Origin of the sequence: Enterococcus sp. DIV0876, from assembly GCF_050529585.1 — a bacterium.
Classification (GTDB): domain Bacteria; phylum Bacillota; class Bacilli; order Lactobacillales; family Enterococcaceae; genus Enterococcus_D.
Window position 1 is genome coordinate 203,084 of record NZ_CP172882.1, and the last position, 19,540, is coordinate 222,623.

The 19,540-nt window shown below is 42.8% G+C and carries 20 protein-coding genes; 14 read left to right on the forward strand and 6 right to left on the reverse strand.

Annotation, left to right across the window (positions count from 1 at the left end; genetic code table 11):
* Positions 1–54 precede the first annotated feature (54 nt).
* From IGI41_RS00995 to IGI41_RS01030, 8 genes are all read left to right on the forward strand, one after another.
* Positions 55–1,596, forward strand: coding sequence for an ABC transporter ATP-binding protein (locus IGI41_RS00995; RefSeq protein WP_430612663.1), 1,542 nt, complete (start codon positions 55–57; stop codon positions 1,594–1,596).
* Positions 1,589–2,740, forward strand: coding sequence for an ABC transporter permease (locus tag IGI41_RS01000; RefSeq protein WP_430612665.1), 1,152 nt, complete (start codon positions 1,589–1,591; stop codon positions 2,738–2,740). The genes IGI41_RS00995 and IGI41_RS01000 overlap by 8 nt, the downstream gene beginning before the upstream one ends.
* A complete protein-coding gene (locus tag IGI41_RS01005) occupies positions 2,740–3,693 on the forward strand; it encodes an ABC transporter permease (protein ID WP_430610755.1) in 954 nt (317 codons plus the stop codon). The genes IGI41_RS01000 and IGI41_RS01005 overlap by 1 nt, the downstream gene beginning before the upstream one ends.
* Entirely contained in the window at positions 3,665–3,868 is a 204-nt protein-coding gene (locus IGI41_RS01010) for a hypothetical protein (protein ID WP_430610757.1), read from the forward strand. Before IGI41_RS01005 ends, IGI41_RS01010 begins: the two co-directional genes overlap by 29 nt.
* Positions 3,861–5,027 (forward strand): phosphopentomutase, encoded by a 1,167-nt coding sequence (gene deoB / locus IGI41_RS01015; protein ID WP_430610759.1) that lies wholly within the window; start codon positions 3,861–3,863, stop codon positions 5,025–5,027. Before IGI41_RS01010 ends, deoB begins: the two co-directional genes overlap by 8 nt.
* Before the next feature lie 10 nt (positions 5,028–5,037).
* Complete coding sequence (locus tag IGI41_RS01020) at positions 5,038–5,856, forward strand: purine-nucleoside phosphorylase (protein ID WP_430610760.1); 819 nt, start codon at positions 5,038–5,040, stop codon at positions 5,854–5,856.
* Between the two features lie 21 nt (positions 5,857–5,877).
* Complete coding sequence (gene deoD / locus IGI41_RS01025; protein WP_430610761.1) at positions 5,878–6,582, forward strand: purine-nucleoside phosphorylase; 705 nt, start codon at positions 5,878–5,880, stop codon at positions 6,580–6,582.
* Between the two features lie 113 nt (positions 6,583–6,695).
* The gene (locus tag IGI41_RS01030; RefSeq protein ID WP_430610763.1) at positions 6,696–7,883 is read left to right on the forward strand and encodes an iron-containing alcohol dehydrogenase; all 1,188 of its coding nucleotides are present in this window, start codon (positions 6,696–6,698) and stop codon (positions 7,881–7,883) included.
* 29 nt (positions 7,884–7,912) lie between these two features.
* Here the strand turns inward: IGI41_RS01030 and IGI41_RS01035 are convergent, their stop codons facing one another.
* The 4 genes from IGI41_RS01035 to rpiA all read right to left on the reverse strand — a co-directional run bounded on the left by IGI41_RS01035 (position 7,913) and on the right by rpiA (position 10,905).
* Positions 7,913–8,560, reverse strand: a complete 648-nt coding sequence (locus IGI41_RS01035) for an SGNH/GDSL hydrolase family protein (protein ID WP_430610764.1) — start codon at positions 8,558–8,560, stop codon at positions 7,913–7,915.
* A 116-nt stretch (positions 8,561–8,676) separates the two neighbouring features.
* Positions 8,677–9,363: a 2,3-diphosphoglycerate-dependent phosphoglycerate mutase gene (gene gpmA, locus IGI41_RS01040; protein WP_430610766.1), complete on the reverse strand. Its 687-nt coding sequence runs from the start codon at positions 9,361–9,363 to the stop codon at positions 8,677–8,679.
* 160 nt (positions 9,364–9,523) lie between these two features.
* Entirely contained in the window at positions 9,524–10,105 is a 582-nt protein-coding gene (locus IGI41_RS01045; RefSeq protein WP_430610767.1) for a recombinase family protein, read from the reverse strand.
* A 122-nt stretch (positions 10,106–10,227) separates the two neighbouring features.
* On the reverse strand, positions 10,228–10,905 hold the full coding sequence (gene rpiA, locus IGI41_RS01050) for a ribose-5-phosphate isomerase RpiA (protein WP_430610768.1): 678 nt from the start codon (positions 10,903–10,905) through the stop codon (positions 10,228–10,230).
* A gap of 327 nt (positions 10,906–11,232) precedes the next feature.
* Between rpiA and rpsL the strand changes: the two genes are divergently transcribed.
* The 4 genes from rpsL to tuf all read left to right on the forward strand — a co-directional run bounded on the left by rpsL (position 11,233) and on the right by tuf (position 15,689).
* Complete coding sequence (rpsL, locus tag IGI41_RS01055; protein ID WP_003127956.1) at positions 11,233–11,646, forward strand: 30S ribosomal protein S12; 414 nt, start codon at positions 11,233–11,235, stop codon at positions 11,644–11,646.
* A 70-nt stretch (positions 11,647–11,716) separates the two neighbouring features.
* Positions 11,717–12,187 (forward strand): 30S ribosomal protein S7, encoded by a 471-nt coding sequence (gene rpsG / locus IGI41_RS01060; RefSeq protein WP_003127957.1) that lies wholly within the window; start codon positions 11,717–11,719, stop codon positions 12,185–12,187.
* A gap of 82 nt (positions 12,188–12,269) precedes the next feature.
* A complete protein-coding gene (fusA, locus tag IGI41_RS01065) occupies positions 12,270–14,354 on the forward strand; it encodes an elongation factor G (RefSeq protein WP_430610770.1) in 2,085 nt (694 codons plus the stop codon).
* Positions 14,355–14,501: 147 nt separating this feature from the next.
* Positions 14,502–15,689, forward strand: coding sequence for an elongation factor Tu (gene tuf, locus IGI41_RS01070; RefSeq protein ID WP_430610772.1), 1,188 nt, complete (start codon positions 14,502–14,504; stop codon positions 15,687–15,689).
* 49 nt (positions 15,690–15,738) lie between these two features.
* Here tuf and IGI41_RS01075 read toward each other — a convergent pair whose 3' ends face one another.
* The gene (locus IGI41_RS01075; RefSeq protein WP_430610774.1) at positions 15,739–16,464 is read right to left on the reverse strand and encodes a nitroreductase family protein; all 726 of its coding nucleotides are present in this window, start codon (positions 16,462–16,464) and stop codon (positions 15,739–15,741) included.
* On the reverse strand, positions 16,448–17,890 hold the full coding sequence (locus IGI41_RS01080) for a PLP-dependent aminotransferase family protein (RefSeq protein ID WP_430610776.1): 1,443 nt from the start codon (positions 17,888–17,890) through the stop codon (positions 16,448–16,450). The genes IGI41_RS01075 and IGI41_RS01080 overlap by 17 nt, the downstream gene beginning before the upstream one ends.
* A 101-nt stretch (positions 17,891–17,991) precedes the next feature.
* On the opposite strand from IGI41_RS01080, the gene thiD reads away from it, so the two are divergent.
* Together thiD and IGI41_RS01090 are read left to right on the forward strand one after the other, a co-directional pair.
* The gene (gene thiD, locus IGI41_RS01085; RefSeq protein ID WP_430610778.1) at positions 17,992–18,813 is read left to right on the forward strand and encodes a bifunctional hydroxymethylpyrimidine kinase/phosphomethylpyrimidine kinase; all 822 of its coding nucleotides are present in this window, start codon (positions 17,992–17,994) and stop codon (positions 18,811–18,813) included.
* The gene (locus tag IGI41_RS01090) at positions 18,806–19,354 is read left to right on the forward strand and encodes an ECF transporter S component (RefSeq protein WP_430610780.1); all 549 of its coding nucleotides are present in this window, start codon (positions 18,806–18,808) and stop codon (positions 19,352–19,354) included. Before thiD ends, IGI41_RS01090 begins: the two co-directional genes overlap by 8 nt.
* The last annotated feature ends 186 nt before the right edge of the window (positions 19,355–19,540 follow it).

Here is a 19,540-nt window from a genome sequence, read left to right on the forward strand (position 1 = left end):
GAATTAGAAAGTAAGGATGTGAGAAATTTGGCTGAGGAAAAATATGTTGTAGAAATGCGTCATATCACCAAAGAGTTTGGAACATTCAAAGCCAATGACGATGTCAACTTGCAAGTAAAGCCAGGCGAGATCCATGCACTGCTTGGTGAAAATGGAGCGGGCAAGTCAACCTTGATGAATATGTTGTCAGGGTTATTGGAGCCAACATCTGGGGAAATCTGGATGAACGGTCAAAAAGTAGCCGTAACCAGTCCGACTGCTGCGAATAAGTTAGGGATCGGCATGGTCCATCAGCATTTTATGTTGGTCGATGCCTTTACAGTCACTGAGAATATTATCTTAGGCAGCGAACCCAATCGTCTTGGATTCTTGGATCGTAAAAAAGCCCGCGCGGAGATCAAAAAAGTGTCTGAGCAGTATGGGCTGTCCGTTGATCCAGATGCTTACGTGAGAGATATCTCAGTCGGCATGGAACAACGGGTAGAAATCTTGAAAACATTGTATCGCGGTGCCGATGTGTTGATCTTTGATGAGCCGACAGCGGTATTGACGCCGCAAGAAATCGACGAGTTGATCACGATCATGCGTGGTTTAGTCCGAGAAGGGAAATCAATTATTTTGATCACCCACAAATTAGATGAGATCAAGGCTGTCGCAGATCGATGCACCGTTATTCGGCGTGGACAATGTATTGGTACTGTCAATGTCAAAGATGTCAGTTCACAACAATTGGCTGATATGATGGTTGGTCGTTCCGTTTCCTTCAAAACACCGAAGAAAGCAGCAACGCCTAAAGAAGTCGTTTTATCTGTTGAAAACTTGGTCGTTAAAGAAAACCGCGGATTGGAAGCTGTCAAGAACTTGAGTTTAGAGGTTCGTGCCGGAGAGGTATTGGGCATCGCCGGTATCGATGGCAATGGACAATCAGAATTGCTGCAAGCCATTACTGGTTTGAGAAAAGTCGAAAGTGGTAAAGTGTTGTTGAATGGTGATGATATCACCAACTTCAAACCACGGAAAGTAACCGAAGCTGGTGTCGGTCATGTACCAGAAGATCGCCATAAGTTTGGGTTAGTATTAGATATGATGCTCTCTGAGAATATCGCCTTACAAACGTATTACAAAAAACCATTAAGCAATTATGGGGTCTTAGATTATGGTGAAATCAATGAGTTCGCACGGGACCTGATCAAAGAGTTCGATGTTCGGACGGTCAATGAAATCGTTCCGGCAAAGGCGCTCTCTGGCGGGAACCAACAAAAAGCCATCATTGCGAGAGAAATCAGCCGTGATCCTGACTTATTGATCGTGGCCAATCCAACCCGTGGATTAGATGTGGGTGCTATTGAGTTTATTCATAAACGTTTGATTGAACAACGAGATAAATTGAAAGCTGTCTTACTGGTCAGCTTTGAGCTAGATGAGATTTTGAATGTATCAGATCGCATCGCTGTAATCCATGCTGGTGAAATCGTCGGTGTTGTTGATCCGAAAGAAACATCAGAAAAAGAGTTGGGCTTGTTGATGGCTGGCTATTCTTTAGAAGAAGCCAGACGCGAGTTGCAAATGGAGGAAGTAGGTGGTTCTGTTGAATAATCGCAAAACACAATTACGCAATATCCTTGTACCGATCATTGCCGTGTTGTTAGGTTTCATTATAGGCGGCATCATTATGGCAGCCTTTGGGTACAGCCCGATCCTAGGTTATCAACAAATGTTCAAGACCGTGTTTGTCAATGCGCAAACAGGTGGGATCAATGCCCGCAATATTGGTGAGATTTTTGTTACAGCGGCCCCGTTGATTTTTACGGCACTAGGATTTGCAGTGGCGAATTCAGCCGGTTTCTTCAATATCGGGCTTTCTGGCCAAGCGTTGGCTGGTTGGGTCGCAAGTATATGGGTTGCTTTGGCAATGCCTGATGCACCTAGATTGGTTGTCTTGCCGCTGGCAATTATTGTCGGTGCGCTATGCGGTGCAGTTGCTGCTGCTATTCCTGGTTTTCTAAGAGCATTCTTTGGAACCAGTGAGGTGATCGTGACGATCATGATGAACTATATTTTATTATATACCGGGAATCATTTGGTCAACAATGTGATGAATGAATCAATGATCACGACCAAAGGGGTCACCAAAATGGTTGGGGACAATGCATCATTGCAAACGCCATTCTTGGCAAACTTGACCAACAATTCTCGCTTGAACTTAGGTATTTTCTTGGCGTTGATTTTCTTAGTATTGATTTGGTTCTTAATGAAAAAAACCACATTAGGTTATGAGATTCGGGCGGTCGGATTGAACCCGAGTGCGTCAGAATATGCTGGGATGAGCAGTAAACGTACGATCATCATTTCTATGATCATTTCTGGTACATTGGCTGGACTTGGCGGGGTCGTTCAAGGTTTAGGTACATTCGAGAACTTCTTTGTTCAAGGGTCATCCTTGAGTATCGGATTTGACGGAATGGCGGTATCGCTGCTTGGTAGCGGCTCTTCTGTCGGTATTCTTTTGTCGGCACTCTTGTTCAGTATATTGAAACTTGGCGGACAAGGGATGCAATTTGCAGGTATTCCATCTGAATTGGTTGATGTCAACATCGCGATCATTATTTTCTTCGTTGCTATTAGCTTCGTGATTCGTTTTGTATTGGCGAAAGTATTTGATGGCAAAAAAGAAGTAGCTATCGTCCAAGACATAGAAGCCAAACCAAATAATCAAGATCAGGAAGGAGGAACCATCTAATGAATATTAGTTTAATTTCTTCCATCGTTACACAAACGTTGATTTATGCTTCTCCATTGATACTGACCGCACTAGGCGGCGTCTTCTCTGAAAGAAGCGGGATCGTTAACGTAGGGCTTGAAGGAATCATGGTGATGGGTGCCTTCAGTTCGATCGTTTTCAATATTGAATTTGCAACACAATTTGGTGCATGGACACCATGGCTCGGGATGCTCGTTGGTGGCCTAGTAGGGATGGTCTTTTCACTACTTCATGCAGTGGCAACGATCAATTTCCGCGCGGATCATATTATCAGTGGTACGGTGATGAATTTGATGGCGCCAGCCTTGGCGGTCTTCTTGGTAAAAGCCATTTATAATAAAGGCCAAACAGACAATATCCAACGAACATTAGGGTATTTCAACTTTCCGGTATTGAAAGACATTCCAATCATCGGGCCGATTTTCTTTAATCAAACCTTCTTGCCAGCATATTTTGCGATTTTGATCTCAATTATTGCGTGGTTCGTGATTTTCAAAACACGCTTCGGGTTGCGGTTGCGTTCAGTCGGAGAACATCCACAAGCCGCTGATACATTAGGCATCAACGTGTATGCCATGCGTTACTCGGGTGTGTTGATCTCAGGTTTCCTTGGTGGTATGGGTGGCGCATTGTTTGCACAATCGATTGCTGGACGTTTTGCGGTGACTACGATCGCCGGTCAAGGATTTATTTCGATGGCGGCAATGATCTTTGGAAAATGGAATCCGCTTGGTGCGATGGGGGCGGCGATCTTCTTTGGTTTCGCTCAAAACATCAGTATCGTAGGTGGCCAACTACCATTGATTTCTTCGATCCCAGCTGTTTATCTGCAAGCAGCACCATATGCATTGACGATCATTGTCTTGGTTCTTTTCCTTGGAAAAGCCGCTGGTCCGAAAGCAAATGGGAAGAATTACATTAAATCTAAATAATTTTCAGTATGAAAGGGTGGGGCTATGGGACATGAATGTGTTGCTGTGTCCTGCCCTTTTTCTATCGTTTTTTGAAATCGGCATCTTGAATAAACAAGCAGTTCAGCATTTTTTGCTTGAATTTAGTATGATAGTAATGAAAACAAAAAAGAAAGTAGGGAATAGTTATGTTTAAACGGATACACTTGATCGTCATGGACTCAGTCGGAATCGGTGAAGCACCTGATGCCGCAGATTTTGGTGATGTGGGTTCAGATACATTAGGACATATTGCCAAAGAAGCTGGGTTGACGATTCCCCATTTAGAACAACTTGGTTTAGGCACAATCAGACCGCTAGAAGGGGTAAAAAATATTTCGGACCATCAAGGATATGCCACTAAACTAGAAGAAATCTCTGTTGGAAAAGATACCATGACTGGTCACTGGGAAATCATGGGCTTGAATATCCAAAAACCATTCCGCGTATTTCCAGAAGGTTTTCCGGATGAATTGTTGAAACAAATCGAAGATTTTTCGGGCCGCAAAGTAGTCTGCAACTTGCCTTATTCAGGCACAGCCGTCATCGATGATTTTGGTGAACATCAAATGAAAACAGGCGACTTGATCGTGTATACTTCAGCAGACCCAGTACTGCAAATTGCTGCCCACGAAGAGATCATTCCATTAGAAGAACTGTATCGAATTTGCCAGTATGTTCGTGATATTACCAAAGATGAACCTTACATGATTGGTCGGATCATTGCCCGTCCTTATGTAGGCGAACCAGGCAACTTCACACGGACCAGCAATCGTCACGATTATGCCCTTGATCCATTTGGTCAAACCGTTTTAGATTCACTGAAAGATGCGGGTAAAGATGTGATCGCTGTCGGTAAAATCAACGATATTTTCAATGGACAAGGCATCACTGATTCGGTACGGACAAAGAGCAACATGGATGGTGTCGATCAATTATTGCATGTGATGAAACAAGATTTTACCGGATTGAGCTTTACCAACCTTGTTGATTTTGATGCGTTGTACGGCCATCGACGTGATGTTGTGGGCTATGCGCATGCCATCGAAGATTTTGATTTGCGGATCCCAGAAATTTTAGATGCCATGGGAGAAGATGACTTGCTCTTGATTACAGCGGACCACGGAAATGATCCAACCTTCCCAGGAACGGATCATACCAGAGAATACGTTCCTTTATTGGCGTACAGCAAACAATTCAAAGGTCAAGGGGCGCTGCCTCAAGGCCATTATGCAGATATTTCTGCAACGATCGCTGAAAACTTTGGCGTAGCTGCAACAGAAAATGGCAAAAGCTTTTTAAATCATTTAAATTAGAGGTGAAGAGATGACAACATTGCAAGAGAAATTACAGGCAACAACAGCATTTATCAAAGAAAGTGGTGTCGGTGAGGTTGAATTTGGTTTGATTTTAGGCTCAGGCCTAGGTGAGTTAGCCGATGAGATCGACAATCCAATCATCTTGCCCTACAACGATATTCCGCATTTCCCAGTGTCGACAGTCGTTGGTCATGCTGGACAGTTGGTGTATGGTACATTGGCAGGTAAAAAAGTTTTGGCGATGCAAGGCCGGTTCCATTATTACGAAGGACATTCTATGCAGACTGTCACTTATCCAGTTCGTGTGATGGCTGCCTTGAAGGCACATTCTCTAGTGGTGACCAATGCGTGCGGCGGAGTCAATGAATCTTTCCAACCAGGCGATTTGATGTTGATCACCGACCAAATCAACTTTATGGGGGCCAACCCGCTGGTTGGGACAAATGATGAAGCTATGGGACCGCGTTTCCCAGATATGAGTCAAGCGTATCATATCGATTACCGCAACGCAGCCAAAGAAGTTGGGGCGGCGAAAGGGCTGCACTTAAAAGAGGGCGTCTATATGGGCTTTTCTGGTCCAACCTATGAAACACCAGCGGAGATTCGATTTGCTCGTACGATCGGTGCAGATGCTGTTGGGATGTCGACAGTTCCGGAAGTGATCGTGGCTGTTCATAGTGGCTTGAAGGTGTTAGGTGTTTCTTGCATCACAAACCTTGCAGCTGGCATGCAAGCAAGCTTGAATCATGAAGAGGTTGTTGAAACGACTGAACGAGTGAAGGCAGAATTTAAAGCGTTGATCAAAGAAACGCTAGCTGTTTTATAAAGAGGTAAGGGAGAGAAAAGAATGAGTGTTCATATCGAAGCCAAAGCTGGTGAAATTGCGGATAAGATTTTATTGCCAGGCGACCCCCTGCGGGCCAAATACATTGCAGAAACATTTTTAGAAGATCCAATTTGTTATAACAATGTTCGAGGAATGTTAGGCTACACTGGTGTGTACAAAGGCGAACGTGTTTCTGTACAAGGGACAGGGATGGGGATGCCATCAGCCACGATTTATGCCCATGAATTGATCAATTCTTATGGTGTGAAAAAATTGATTCGTGTCGGTACTTGCGGCGCAATCTCAAAAGATGTCCATGTGCGGGATTTAGTGATTGCCCAAGCAGCAGCAACAAGTTCATCAATGGTAGCTAAAAACTTCCAAAGTTTTCATTTTCCACCAATTGCTGACTTTGATTTACTACGTAAAGCCTATGAAACAGCTACAGCTTCTGGCTTTACTACCCATGTGGGGAATATTTTGTCTGAAGATACATTTTATAAGGATGATATGACTGAAACACTGCAACTAGCAGAACTAGGTGTAATGGGTGTTGAGATGGAAGCTGCTGCTTTGTATTACTTAGGCGCGAAGTTCCATGTTCAAACCCTAGCGATCTGTACTGTTAGTGATCATATTATTACAGGTGAAGAAACAACGGCAGAAGAGCGGCAAACCACATTTAATGACATGATCAAAGTTGGATTGGAAACAGCCATTGCTTAGATGATCAATCAAAAGAACTTGCCTATTGAGGCAGGTTTTTTTGATTTGTGGAAGTTGCACTTTTACCAAAAAGTGGTTTAATGAAAGAAGAATGAAATGAAGGAGAGGATAAGATGAACAATTTTACGTTTCATGTGAGTACGGATATTCGCTTTGGTAAAGATCGATTAAACGAATTGCCAGCAGTTTTAAATACCTTTGGGAAAAATGTCTTATTGGTCTATGGCGGCGGAAGTATCAAAAAGAATGGGCTATATGCTGAGATTATGCAGCAATTAACAGAAAACCAGAACCAAGTGACTGAATTATCTGGTGTTGATCCGAACCCGCGGATCGATACTGTACGTGAAGGGGCGAAGCTCTGCCGGGATAAGCATATCGATGTGATTTTGGCTGTTGGTGGCGGCTCGGTTATTGACTGCAGTAAAGTGATCTCTGGCGCAGCCCACAGCGACCAAGAACCGTGGGAGCTTGTCTTAAGCCGCAGTTATCAAGGCAGCACGATTCCTTTGGTCACGATTTTAACATTGGCGGCTACGGGAAGTGAAATGAACCGTGGTGCGGTGATTTCTAATTTGGAAACCAAGCAAAAATTAGGCGTCCATGGACCAAACTTTTTGCCGAAAGTCTCTTTCTTGGATCCAACGACAACTTTCAGCGTGAGTCGGTATCAAACAGCTGCAGGTTCAGCTGATATCTTGAGCCACTTGATTGAAAATTATTTCAGCACGACAGCACAAACGGATGTTCAAGATGGGGTATCAGAAGGATTGATGAAAGCTGTCATCAAGAATTTACCGATTGCGTTAGAAACACCAGATGACTATGATGCACGGGCAAATTTGATGTGGGCAAGTACCTTGGCGTTAAATGGACTGACTGGTAGTGGAAAAGGCGGTGCGTGGTCTTGTCATCCAATGGAGCATGAATTGAGTGCATTCTATGATATTACCCACGGCATTGGCTTGGCGATCTTGACTCCTCGTTGGATGCTGCATGTCTTGAATGAAGAAACAGCACCCAAGTTGGCACGTTTTGCACGGGAAGTCTTTGGGGTCCAAGAGTCAGTGTCAGACATTGCAGCACGTATGGGTATTCAAAAACTCTATGACTTCTTTGAATCTTGCGGGATTCCGATGACTTTACCAGAAGTCGGGATCAAAGACGATCAGCATTTCGAGGAAATGGCGCAACAAGCTGTGGCATTTAGTTCAATCAGTAAAAGTGCCTATGTACCATTACGTGTCGATGATATAGTCGCTATTTACCAAGATGCATTAACACCTTCTAGCTATCTATAAAAAAAGCCATTCCTTAAGGAGTGGCTTTTTTAGGTTTCTTCCGCATAAGTCAAGCGTGCAAGCAGGGCGTGTGTGATCAATTGATGTCCTGTCATTGTCGGATGTACACCGTCTTCACCAGTCAATGCTTGTGGTCCTTGTGCTACGGCAGCTTCAGCAAATAAGCCATCTAACGGCACCAATTGACAATGGTATTCTGCTGCAAGCTGACGTATAATGTGGATTTTTGGGTCTAGATCAATGCGCCACGTCTTGCGATCTGCGGGATAGGGTAGGAGAAAAGGCTCTAATAAGAGAATTCGGGTAATTCCGCTTTCGGTGATTTTTGCTACTATCTGACGAACTGTTTCTTCAAAACGTTGGGCGCGATAAGCTGTACCAAAATCAGCATCGCCCACATGATGCCAAGTATCATTGATCCCAATCAAAAACACCACGACATCGGGTGTCAAATCAAGACAATCTTCTTGTAATCGTGCCAACACATCGTGGGATTGATTGCCTCCAATGCCACGGTTATAAAAAGTGAAGTGGCTATCAGGGTAAAGATGGGTTAATTGCTCAGCGGTCATCTGTGCAAAGCCATGTCCTAAATCGAATGGATTTTGGCGGTCTCGGTCACAATCAGTGATGCTGTCGCCTAAAAATAACCATGTATCTTTTTGCTGAATTTTCATAAAATCTTCCTTTCGTACACGCTTTCAATCTAAAATCTATTATAAAACAGCAGAGGTAGAAAAGACATTAAAAAAACTGCTTCACCCAAAGGGTGAAACAGTCATAGTGGAAAATTTTATAAATAGTATTTTTTCGCAACTGTTAAATCATCGTTCAATTCATAAACAAGTGGTTGTCCAGTTGGGATTTCAAGATCCATGATATCTTCATCAGAAATGCCTTCGATGTGTTTTGCCAATGCGCGTAATGAGTTACCGTGTGCAGCAACTAAAACAGTTTTGTCATCTTTCAATGCTGGGGCAATTTCATCTTGCCAGAAAGGCAATGCACGTTCTAGCGTTACTTTCAAGTTTTCTCCGCCAGGTACGTCGCGAGGATCAAGCATCGCATAACGACGATCATTTGCAGCTGAACCTTCATCAGTCGCTTCCATCAATGGAGGCAATACGTCATATGAACGGCGCCAGATGTGTACTTGTTCGTCACCATATTTTTCAGCAGTTTCTTTCTTGTTTAAACCTTGTAATTTACCATAGTGACGTTCGTTCAAGCGCCAAGATTTGATGGTTGGTACCCAAAGTTGATCCGAATATTCTAAAATGTAGTTGCAAGTTTTGATGGCACGAGTTAATACAGATGTATAAGCTACATCAAATTCGATGCCAGCTTCTTTGATTTTACGTCCGCCTTCGATTGCTTCTTCGACACCTTCTGGCGCTAGATCAACATCAGCCCAACCTGTAAACTGGTTTAATTTGTTCCATTCGCTTAGTCCATGACGAGAAAATACTAATTTTGGCATGTAAAACTCTCCTTTAGATAGTCGATATTTTTCTGAAATTTTCAATTCCCTGTTTATTGTACACTCTTTCTCAAAGAATTTCCATGATTTTAGCGGAAAAGCTGGATGAAAATACATAAGTAATACAAAAAAGAGGCTTATAGGGGGAGCCTCTTGGGTATCAAGATAGTAATTTCTGCCATTCGTCTTCTGGGATTTTTATGTATTTATAACATGTACCAACAGAAACGTTGCACTTGGTAGAAATGAATTGGATTGTTTCTTTCTTATCATAATATAAATGGCGGATCTTTTTGACTGTTTTCAGGTCGATTTTTGGTCGGCCGCCAATTTTCCCTTTTTTACGGGCATTATTCAATCCCACAAGTGTCCGTTCTTTGATCAATGAACGTTCCATGACCGCAAGCCCTTCCATTAGATTGAAATAAATATGCCCCATTGATTGACTTGTATCAATATCCTCTTGAATAGAAACCAGATCTATTTGTTTATTCTTCAATAAGTCAGTTAATTCAGTCAATTGTCTGGTAGTTTTACCAATTCGATAAAGTTCGGTGACCACGATCATATCACCGGGGTGCATGTGCGCCAGCACAGACTCTAAGGTATGTTGTTCTTCATTTTCTTCAATCGAATACGTGTCATGAAAAAATTCATGACAGCCAAATTGTTTCAGCTTGTTTATTTGTTCACTTGCATCCTCGTCCATGATGGTAGTGCGGGCGTAACCAATGACTTTCATAGTGCCTCCTGCCTTTCTTTTTATTTGAATATAGCATAAACCATGTATAAACGATAGGTCAATTTGCACAAAAAATAAACAATATCTTTTTTTATGAATAAAAAGAGGGGGGGGACCCCTCTTTATGGACGGACGTGATTAACAGCAGGTCCGTTAGATTTTCCAATGATGATCGTGTGGACCATATTTAAGAATAAACCATGTTCAACCACACCGACTGTACTATCTAAAGTAACTGCCAGTGCTTCAGGATCAGCAATCGTATCTAAATGAAGATCGATGATATAGTTGTGGCAATCCGTTTTGACTGGGGTGCCATCTTCATCAAGACGCAAAACCGGACGATAGCCTTGTTTTTCAAAAAGACGGAGTACTTGTTGGCTGCCATATGGAATGACCTCCACTGGTAGTGGAAAAGCACCAAGCGTATCGACCATTTTCGACTCATCTACGATCCATAAGACTTTTTTTGAATAGGTGGCAACGATTTTTTCAAACAGCAATGCTGCACCGCCACCCTTGATACCGTGATTGTCTGAGCTGATTTCGTCTGCACCATCAATGGTCAAATCAACAGCTTCCACTTCATCGATCGTACGGACAGGAATCCCTAACGCTTCTGCCTGTTTTTTTGATGCATAAGAAGTAGGCACACCGATGATCGATAAGTTCTCTTCTTTGACCCGACGCCCTAGTTCTTCGATCATATAGTAAGCAGTTGAACCGGTACCTAGACCGACGACCATGCCATCTTTCACGTATCCAGCTGCTTCAATGCCGACCATTTCTTTTAAATTCATATTTTCCCCGCCTTTTAAAAATTTCCGTTGCTGTCTTCTATTATAATAGAAGAAGTGAGAAAAAGAACATCAGAACCAAAAATATTTTTTGAGGAAAATTTATGGAAACATCCCCAAAAAAGAGAGGAGACTGGTTGACAGACCGGTTAAAGCATGATATTCTATCAAAGGTGCTTTATCTACAGGTCTCTCGATGGAGACGTGCTGACTGTCTATCAAAGCATAGTTTGATACGAATGCAGGAACTGCATTATTTTTTATCGCAAAAAAAGAACCACCTGGATGTGTGGGACTATAAAGCGAATCAAGGAAGGAGGACAACAAGGGATGCCTACAATTAATCAATTAGTACGTAAACCTCGTAAATCCAAGGTTGAAAAATCAAATTCACCAGCATTGAACAAAGGATATAACAGTTTCAAGAAAGCTCAAACGAATGTTAACTCACCTCAAAAGCGTGGGGTAGCTACTCGTGTGGGAACAATGACACCGAAAAAACCGAACTCGGCTCTACGTAAATACGCACGTGTTCGTTTGTCAAACTTGATTGAAGTGACAGCTTATATTCCAGGTATCGGTCATAACTTGCAAGAACACAGCGTGGTATTGCTACGTGGTGGACGTGTAAAAGACTTACCAGGGGTACGTTACCATATCGTTCGTGGTGCATTGGATACAGCCGGCGTTAACGACCGTAAACAATCTCGTTCTAAATATGGAACAAAACGTCCCAAAGCTTAATCTTTAAAACATAACGATCAAATGAATCGTATTTAAATCAGAACTGATATTTCGGAAGGAGGAGTTACGGATGCCTCGTAAAGGTCCTGTTGCAAAACGTGATGTTTTACCAGATCCTATTTATAACTCAAAATTAGTAACTCGTTTGATCAACCGTGTAATGGTTGATGGTAAACGCGGTGTTGCTGCAAATATTATCTATAATGCTTTTGGCATTATCAAAGAATCTACAGGTAATGATCCATTGGAAGTTTTCGAACAAGCAATGAAAAACATTATGCCTGTATTGGAAGTTAAAGCACGTCGTGTCGGCGGTTCTAACTACCAAGTCCCTGTAGAAGTACGTCCAGAACGTCGTACGACTTTAGGTCTTCGTTGGGTCGTTAACTACGCACGTTTGCGTGGCGAACACACAATGGAAGAACGTTTAGCGAAAGAAATCATGGATGCTGCTAACAACACTGGCGCTTCTGTGAAAAAACGCGAAGACACACACAAAATGGCGGAAGCCAACCGCGCATTTGCTCACTATCGTTGGTAAGATCCTCACTGCTTTTTATTTGAAGGTACTGAGACACAACCTTAACGCAAGTTAAGTATGAATGAGAGGGGAACAACCTAGAATGGCAAGAGAATTTTCGCTAGAAAAAACTCGTAATATCGGAATCATGGCCCACGTTGATGCTGGTAAAACAACAACAACTGAACGTATCCTTTATTACACTGGTAAAATCCATAAAATTGGTGAAACACATGAAGGTGCTTCTCAAATGGACTGGATGGAACAAGAACAAGAACGCGGAATCACGATCACTTCTGCTGCGACAACTGCGCAATGGAAAGGAAACCGCGTAAATATCATCGACACACCAGGACACGTGGACTTCACGATCGAAGTACAACGTTCATTGCGTGTATTAGATGGTGCTGTAACAGTTTTAGACTCACAATCAGGTGTAGAACCTCAAACTGAAACAGTATGGCGTCAAGCGACAGACTACCGCGTACCACGTGTTGTATTCTGTAACAAAATGGATAAAATCGGTGCAGACTTCTTATATTCTGTATCTACTTTACATGATCGCTTGCAAGCAAATGCGCATCCAATCCAATTACCAATTGGTGCGGAAGATGACTTTGTCGGTATCATCGACTTAGTTAAAATGAAAGCTGAAATGTACACAAATGACTTAGGAACTGAAATCCAAGAGACTGAAATTCCTGAAGATTATGTAGAATTAGCTGAAGAATGGCGCGAAAAATTGATCGAAGCTGTTGCTGATACTGACGAAGAACTAATGATGAAATTCTTGGAAGGTGAAGAAATCACTGAAGAAGAATTGAAAGCTGGTATCCGTCAAGCAACATTAACAGTTGACTTTTTCCCTGTACTTTGTGGATCTGCCTTTAAAAACAAAGGGGTTCAAATGATGTTGGATGCTGTTATCGACTATCTTCCTTCACCACTTGATGTTCCTGCGATCAAAGGGATCAATCCTAAGACAGACGAAGAAACTGATCGTCCAGCTGATGATGAAGCACCATTTGCTTCATTGGCATTTAAAGTAATGACTGACCCATTCGTAGGTCGTTTGACATTCTTCCGTGTGTATTCAGGTGTCTTGAACTCTGGATCATATGTATTGAATGCATCAAAAGACAAACGCGAACGTATCGGTCGTATCCTGCAAATGCATGCCAACACACGTGCTGAGATCCAAACGGTTTACTCAGGCGATATCGCGGCAGCAGTTGGTTTGAAAGATACAACAACAGGGGATACATTGTGTGACGAAAAAGCACCAGTTATCCTTGAATCAATCGAATTCCCAGAACCAGTTATCGAAGTAGCTGTTGAGCCTAAATCAAAAGCTGACCAAGATAAAATGGGGATTGCTTTACAAAAACTTGCTGAAGAAGATCCATCATTCCGTGTTGAAACAAACGCTGAAACAGGCGAAACTGTTATCGCTGGTATGGGAGAACTTCACTTGGACGTTTTAGTTGACCGTATGCGTCGCGAATTTAAAGTTGAAGCAAACGTAGGTGCGCCTCAAGTTTCTTATCGTGAAACATTCCGTGCAGCAACACAAGCGGAAGGTAAATTTGTACGTCAGTCTGGTGGTAAAGGTCAATACGGTCACGTATGGGTCGAATTTACACCAAACGAAGAAGGTAAAGGCTTCGAATTCGAAAACGCGATCGTCGGTGGTGTGGTTCCTCGTGAATACATCCCAGCGGTTGAAAAAGGTCTTGAAGACTCAATGGCGAACGGTGTCTTAGCCGGTTACCCATTAGTAGACATCAAAGCAAAACTTTATGATGGTTCATACCATGATGTCGATTCAAGTGAAACTGCCTTCCGTGTTGCAGCATCTATGGCTTTACGTGCTGCTGCTAAGAAAGCAAATCCAGTGATTCTTGAACCAATGATGAAAGTTGTTATCACTGTCCCTGAAGATTACTTAGGTGATGTAATGGGCCACGTAACTGCTCGTCGTGGACGCGTAGAAGGCATGGAAGCACACGGTAACTCACAAATCGTGAACGCAATCGTGCCATTAGCTGAAATGTTCGGTTACGCAACTACACTTCGTTCATCAACACAAGGTCGCGGTACCTTCATGATGACATTTGATCACTATGAAGATGTACCTAAATCTGTTCAAGAAGAAATCATCAAGAAAAACGGCGGCAAAGCTGAATAATTGATGGACTCATACGAAATTCATCAAAAAGCTATATTTTTTTGAGAGATTCGTGTACAATATTATCGATGATAAGGGATGGGGAGCAATTGCTCCCTACCTATCAAAATATAAAAATAATCTTTTTTTTAGGAGGAACATTTTAAAATGGCAAAAGAAAAATTTGACCGTTCTAAACCCCACGTGAACATTGGTACGATCGGACACGTTGACCATGGTAAAACTACACTTACAGCTGCAATCACAACTGTATTAGCTAAAAAAGGCTTGGCAAAAGCATCTGCTTATGACCAAATCGATGGCGCTCCAGAAGAACGCGAACGCGGAATCACTATCTCTACAGCTCACGTTGAGTACGAAACAGAAGCTCGTCACTATGCTCACGTTGACTGCCCAGGACACGCGGACTACGTTAAAAACATGATCACTGGTGCTGCTCAAATGGACGGCGCGATCTTAGTAGTATCTGCTGCTGATGGTCCTATGCCTCAAACACGCGAACACATCCTATTATCTCGTAACGTTGGTGTACCATACATCGTTGTTTTCTTAAACAAAATGGATATGGTCGATGACGAAGAATTACTTGAATTAGTTGAAATGGAAGTTCGTGACTTATTGTCAGAATATGACTTCCCAGGCGACGATGTTCCTGTAATCGCTGGTTCTGCCTTGAAAGCTCTTGAAGGCGAAGCTTCATACGAAGAAAAAATCTTAGAATTGATGGCTGCTGTTGATGAATACGTTCCAACTCCAGAACGTGACACTGACAAACCATTCATGATGCCAGTCGAAGACGTATTCTCAATCACTGGACGTGGTACTGTTGCTACAGGCCGTGTTGAACGTGGACAAGTTCGCGTTGGTGACGAAGTTGAAATCGTTGGTATTGCTGAAGAAACTGCAAAAACAACTGTAACTGGTGTTGAAATGTTCCGTAAATTGTTAGACTATGCTGAAGCAGGGGATAACATTGGTGCATTACTACGTGGTGTTGCTCGTGAAGACATCCAACGTGGACAAGTATTGGCTAAAGCTGGTACAATCACACCTCATACAAAATTTAAAGCTGAAGTTTACGTTTTAACAAAAGAAGAAGGTGGACGTCATACACCATTCTTCACTAACTACCGTCCTCAGTTCTACTTCCGTACAACTGACGTAACTGGTGTTGTTGAATTACCAGAAGGCACTGAAATGGTTATGCCTGGTGATAACGTAACAATCGACGTTGAATTGATCCACCCAATCGCTATCGAAGACGGAACTCGTTTCTCAATTCGTGAAGGCGGACGTACTGTTGGTTCAGGCGTTGTAACTTCAATCCAAGCTTAATTAGATTGAATCAAAAAGCAGAAGCGCATGCGCTTCTGCTTTTTTTGTGTTATTTTGCTAAATGTTGATCTTTCAAAAATTGATCAAATCCTTGGTCTGGGACATGGCTATAAAACCCTGCAAATTTGTCAGACCAACTCTTTGTTTCTCGTGCTTCTCCAAATGCAGTCATCGTTTCGTCATATGCGTCGATGACATCATAGGTATATGGTTGATAGCCATTATAGTGAATAACTGCTGCTTCAGGTATCCGTGGTTTGACTGCCATATCTACAATAGGCTTGCCAATGCTTAAACCAGCAACAGGATAGACATATGCTGGTAAATCGAGTAGTTCGGCGATTTTGCGGCTATCCTTTCTCACACTGCCAGAAATTACAGTGCCTAACCCTAGAGATTCTGCAGCAATCGCTGCAGTTTGCAATGCAATGCTCGCATCTGTGGTAGCAATCAAAAGCGGTTGATACCCTTCGTCAATGCGGTAAGGTGTGCTTTTGGCCTCGGCTACTTGTTTGGTTCTTTGTAAATCAGCCAAGAACAGAAGAAAGACTGAGCTTGCAGCAATATGGGGATTACCTGGATTCCAACGAACCAATTGCTCGCGAATGGCAGGATCGTCGATCACAATGATTGAATAGGCTTGTCCATTCATCCAGCTTGGGGCTTGGCGAGCTGCATCCAAGATAGCTTGCAATTGGTCATTGGGCAGCTGATAGTGAGGGTCGAATTGCCGATAGGTTCTATGGTTTTGTAAAAGTTTAATGGTTTCGTTCATTTGATTGCTCCTTTAATTGTAATGTGATCCGTTGAAAGTGATCCGTAAATTGTGTGAGGTCATTCGCTGATAAGCGTGTGTAATTGAGGCGTACAGCACTTGTTTCATTACTAAACAAAAAAGCTGGGGCAACTAAAAGCCCATTACGCAAGAAAATCTGCCAATCACCACGGCGCAAGGGGGCGTGTCGCCAGTGCAACCAGAAATAAAGGCCGCCTTTGATCGGTTGCCACTGCCAATCATCTTTAAAAGGCAACAATATCTTTTCGAATGCAGCGCTACGGTGGATCATTTCTTGTACTAACTGTTCCTGTTGGCGCTGATAATCAGAAGACTGTAATGCAATGTTTGCCAATACTTGTGGGAAAATCGTCGTGTCGATAGACATCCGACGCTTGGCTTGTGCAAATTGCTCTGCCAATGCTTCTGGCGCCAAAAGCCAGCCGATTTTGATGGAAGAGCCGAGAAGTTTCGATAATGAACCGAGATAAATAACCGTTTCAGGTGCTAACGCCTTCAATTTAGGTGGCGTTTCTGCCAAAGCCAATTCACCAAAGACATCATCTTCAATAATAGGCACTTGATACCGTTGACACAATGAAATGATTGCCTTGCGTCTGCCTAAGCTCATTGTATGGCCGGTTGGATTTTGAAAGCTTGGGTTTAAGTAGACAAATTTGATTTTCTTTTCTTTCAATGTACGCTCTAATGCTTGAGGCAAAATCCCCTCCAGATCTTGTTGGATACCAATCAATTGTACATTCATTGTTGAAAAAAGCGGTAAGGCAAATAGAAAAGAAGGATCTTCAGTGGCAATGCAATCTCCGGCCCGTAACAAAACTTGCATCAAAAGAGTGATGCCTTGTGTGGAACCAGCAGTGATCACCAATTTTTGCCCTTTTGCATTGAGGTCAAACGCTTCACTCAAATGGCGCAGCAGTGTTTCCTCAAGTGGTCGATAGCCAGAAGGTGATAATAGCTGACTTTCTTTTCTGATTTCTTCCCAAGTAAATGCAGGAAAGGCAAAATCTGGAATCAAATTAGGGGGAAGATCACCGGTATACAAATCAAGGACTTCCGGTTGCTGGCGCAATTGTTGGATTTCAGTGATAAAGGGATCTTGTTGCAAATAAGGACTATCTAAAGAGGCCCTCAAATAGGACAATGGTGCTTGCCGACTGCCCCAACGTCCTTCTAAAACCTTTGATCCGCTGCCTTGTTTCCTTGAAATCCAACCAAGACTTTTGAGTTCATCCAATGCTTTGACAACTGTTGATCGGTTGACCGCAAAAGAATGCGCCAGTTCTCTTTCTGGAGGCAAACGATCGCCAGGACCATATCTGCCGCTTTGAATCTGATCGATGAAATAGGCGACGATTTGCTGGTAAAGAGGTTGGTTGCTTGTTTTATCGATCATAAATACCATAATGAACCACCTTTCTTCAATTGGATGGTTCTAAAATAAGCCAAATGGCTCTTTTCGTCAAGGAGAAGATTGTCTATACTGGGAAAAAGGAGTTGAAGAAGATGAAAAAAGTACTAACGATTGCAGGTTCCGATTCTACAGGCGGGGCAGGGATAGAGGCGGATTTAAAGACGTTTCAAGAGTATGGCGCATTTGGATTTGCTTCTTTGGCGTCGATCGTTACGATGGATCCAACGAGAGGGTGGCAACATGAAGTCACGTCGATATCAGCGGAGTTGCTTGAGAAACAATTGATTTCAGCGTTAGCTGGCAAAGCAATGGACGCTGTCAAGACGGGGATGATGGGAAATGAAGAAAATATCAAAGTGGCTGCACGTTTTATTAACGAACGCGATATCAAACATGTAGTGATCGATCCTGTGATTGCGTGTAAAGGTACCGCAAATATCTTGCAGCCGAAAAGTGTTGCAGCAATCATCGAAGATTTATTGCCGTTAGCTGAAATAACAACGCCTAATTTAGTGGAGGCGGGTATCTTATCGGGCATGGGGGATCTGATGACGGTGGATGATATGAAGGCTGCAGCTGAGAAAATCTATCAGCTGGGCGCGAAAAATGTCATAGTGAAAGGTGGGCATCGACTGCAAACGCATCAAGCGTTAGATGTCTTATATGATGGTGCAAGTTTCACCGTATTGGCCGGAGAAAAAATCGATACAGATTTTAATCATGGGGCCGGTTGCACCTTTTCCGCTGCAATCACGGCGGGTCTAGCCAAAGGGTGGACGATACTTGAAAGCGTTCGTACTGCCAAAGAGTTTGTTGCTGCTGCCATCAAACAAGGCGTCTCAATCAATCCTTATGTAGGTCATGTTTGGCATGGGGCTTATAATGAAGCGGAAAGAAGGATGAACCATGAATGATCAAAAAATCCAACGAATCGTTCTCGTAGCTCTTTTTACAGCGCTGACGGTAGTTGGCACCATGATCAAAATCCCGTTACCGACAGGGGCTTTTGTTCACTTAGGAAATGCGGTGCTCTTGTTGGCTGTATTATTGTTAGGCTATGTGAATGGTTCCTTGGCTGGTGGATTAGGTTTTGCACTATTTGATCTGTTAAATGGCTACGCCACCGAAGCACCGTATTTTATTTTGGAAAGTTTTGTCGTTGGAGCTGCCGCTTATGGGACTTTTCTACTATTTAAAAAGAAACCGCAAAAGGTATGGCAGCTCATTGTGATTGGTATCGTTACAGGTATCGTAAAGCTGATTATGACGCAAGGGAAAAATACAGTGATGTTGTGGTACTTAGGCAGTTCGTTTGCTAGTGCATGGACAGCTGCTATCGTCAAACTTCCAGCTACGATCATTAATGTTGGTGTCACGGTTCTTTTGGTCGCTATCCTTTATTTCCCGTTGAAGACGGCGCTAGACCGTACGTTCCAGCAAAAAATGCAGAGATAAAAAAGAAGCCGACGTGCTTCTTTTTTTATTTTGATTCCATAAAGAAAGTTTTCAGAAAAGAATGCGAAAGAATCCGCGTTTTTCAATAAAAAAAGCTTGCAATCAAGGTTTATCCGTAATATAATCATAAAGGTGCTGTTTACGTAAAATGCGTAAGTCACACTGGCAGCAAAGAAATTTCTGCCG

What these genes read in the sequence shown, in the direction of transcription:
- thiD (WP_430610778.1), top strand. Translation starts at nt 17,992, where the DNA reads ATGAAAAAAGTACTAACGATTGCAGGTTCCGATTCTACAGGCGGGGCA.
- IGI41_RS01030 (WP_430610763.1), top strand. Translation starts at nt 6,696, where the DNA reads ATGAACAATTTTACGTTTCATGTGAGTACGGATATTCGCTTTGGTAAA.
- IGI41_RS01090 (WP_430610780.1), top strand. Translation starts at nt 18,806, where the DNA reads ATGAATGATCAAAAAATCCAACGAATCGTTCTCGTAGCTCTTTTTACA.
- fusA (WP_430610770.1), top strand. Translation starts at nt 12,270, where the DNA reads ATGGCAAGAGAATTTTCGCTAGAAAAAACTCGTAATATCGGAATCATG.
- IGI41_RS01080 (WP_430610776.1), bottom strand. Translation starts at nt 17,890, where the DNA reads ATGGTATTTATGATCGATAAAACAAGCAACCAACCTCTTTACCAGCAA.
- IGI41_RS01045 (WP_430610767.1), bottom strand. Translation starts at nt 10,105, where the DNA reads ATGAAAGTCATTGGTTACGCCCGCACTACCATCATGGACGAGGATGCA.
- deoB (WP_430610759.1), top strand. Translation starts at nt 3,861, where the DNA reads ATGTTTAAACGGATACACTTGATCGTCATGGACTCAGTCGGAATCGGT.
- IGI41_RS01020 (WP_430610760.1), top strand. Translation starts at nt 5,038, where the DNA reads ATGACAACATTGCAAGAGAAATTACAGGCAACAACAGCATTTATCAAA.
- IGI41_RS00995 (WP_430612663.1), top strand. Translation starts at nt 55, where the DNA reads ATGCGTCATATCACCAAAGAGTTTGGAACATTCAAAGCCAATGACGAT.
- rpsL (WP_003127956.1), top strand. Translation starts at nt 11,233, where the DNA reads ATGCCTACAATTAATCAATTAGTACGTAAACCTCGTAAATCCAAGGTT.
- IGI41_RS01075 (WP_430610774.1), bottom strand. Translation starts at nt 16,464, where the DNA reads ATGAACGAAACCATTAAACTTTTACAAAACCATAGAACCTATCGGCAA.
- tuf (WP_430610772.1), top strand. Translation starts at nt 14,502, where the DNA reads ATGGCAAAAGAAAAATTTGACCGTTCTAAACCCCACGTGAACATTGGT.
- IGI41_RS01010 (WP_430610757.1), top strand. Translation starts at nt 3,665, where the DNA reads ATGGGAAGAATTACATTAAATCTAAATAATTTTCAGTATGAAAGGGTG.
- rpiA (WP_430610768.1), bottom strand. Translation starts at nt 10,905, where the DNA reads ATGAATTTAAAAGAAATGGTCGGCATTGAAGCAGCTGGATACGTGAAA.
- gpmA (WP_430610766.1), bottom strand. Translation starts at nt 9,363, where the DNA reads ATGCCAAAATTAGTATTTTCTCGTCATGGACTAAGCGAATGGAACAAA.
- IGI41_RS01035 (WP_430610764.1), bottom strand. Translation starts at nt 8,560, where the DNA reads ATGAAAATTCAGCAAAAAGATACATGGTTATTTTTAGGCGACAGCATC.
- IGI41_RS01005 (WP_430610755.1), top strand. Translation starts at nt 2,740, where the DNA reads ATGAATATTAGTTTAATTTCTTCCATCGTTACACAAACGTTGATTTAT.
- rpsG (WP_003127957.1), top strand. Translation starts at nt 11,717, where the DNA reads ATGCCTCGTAAAGGTCCTGTTGCAAAACGTGATGTTTTACCAGATCCT.
- deoD (WP_430610761.1), top strand. Translation starts at nt 5,878, where the DNA reads ATGAGTGTTCATATCGAAGCCAAAGCTGGTGAAATTGCGGATAAGATT.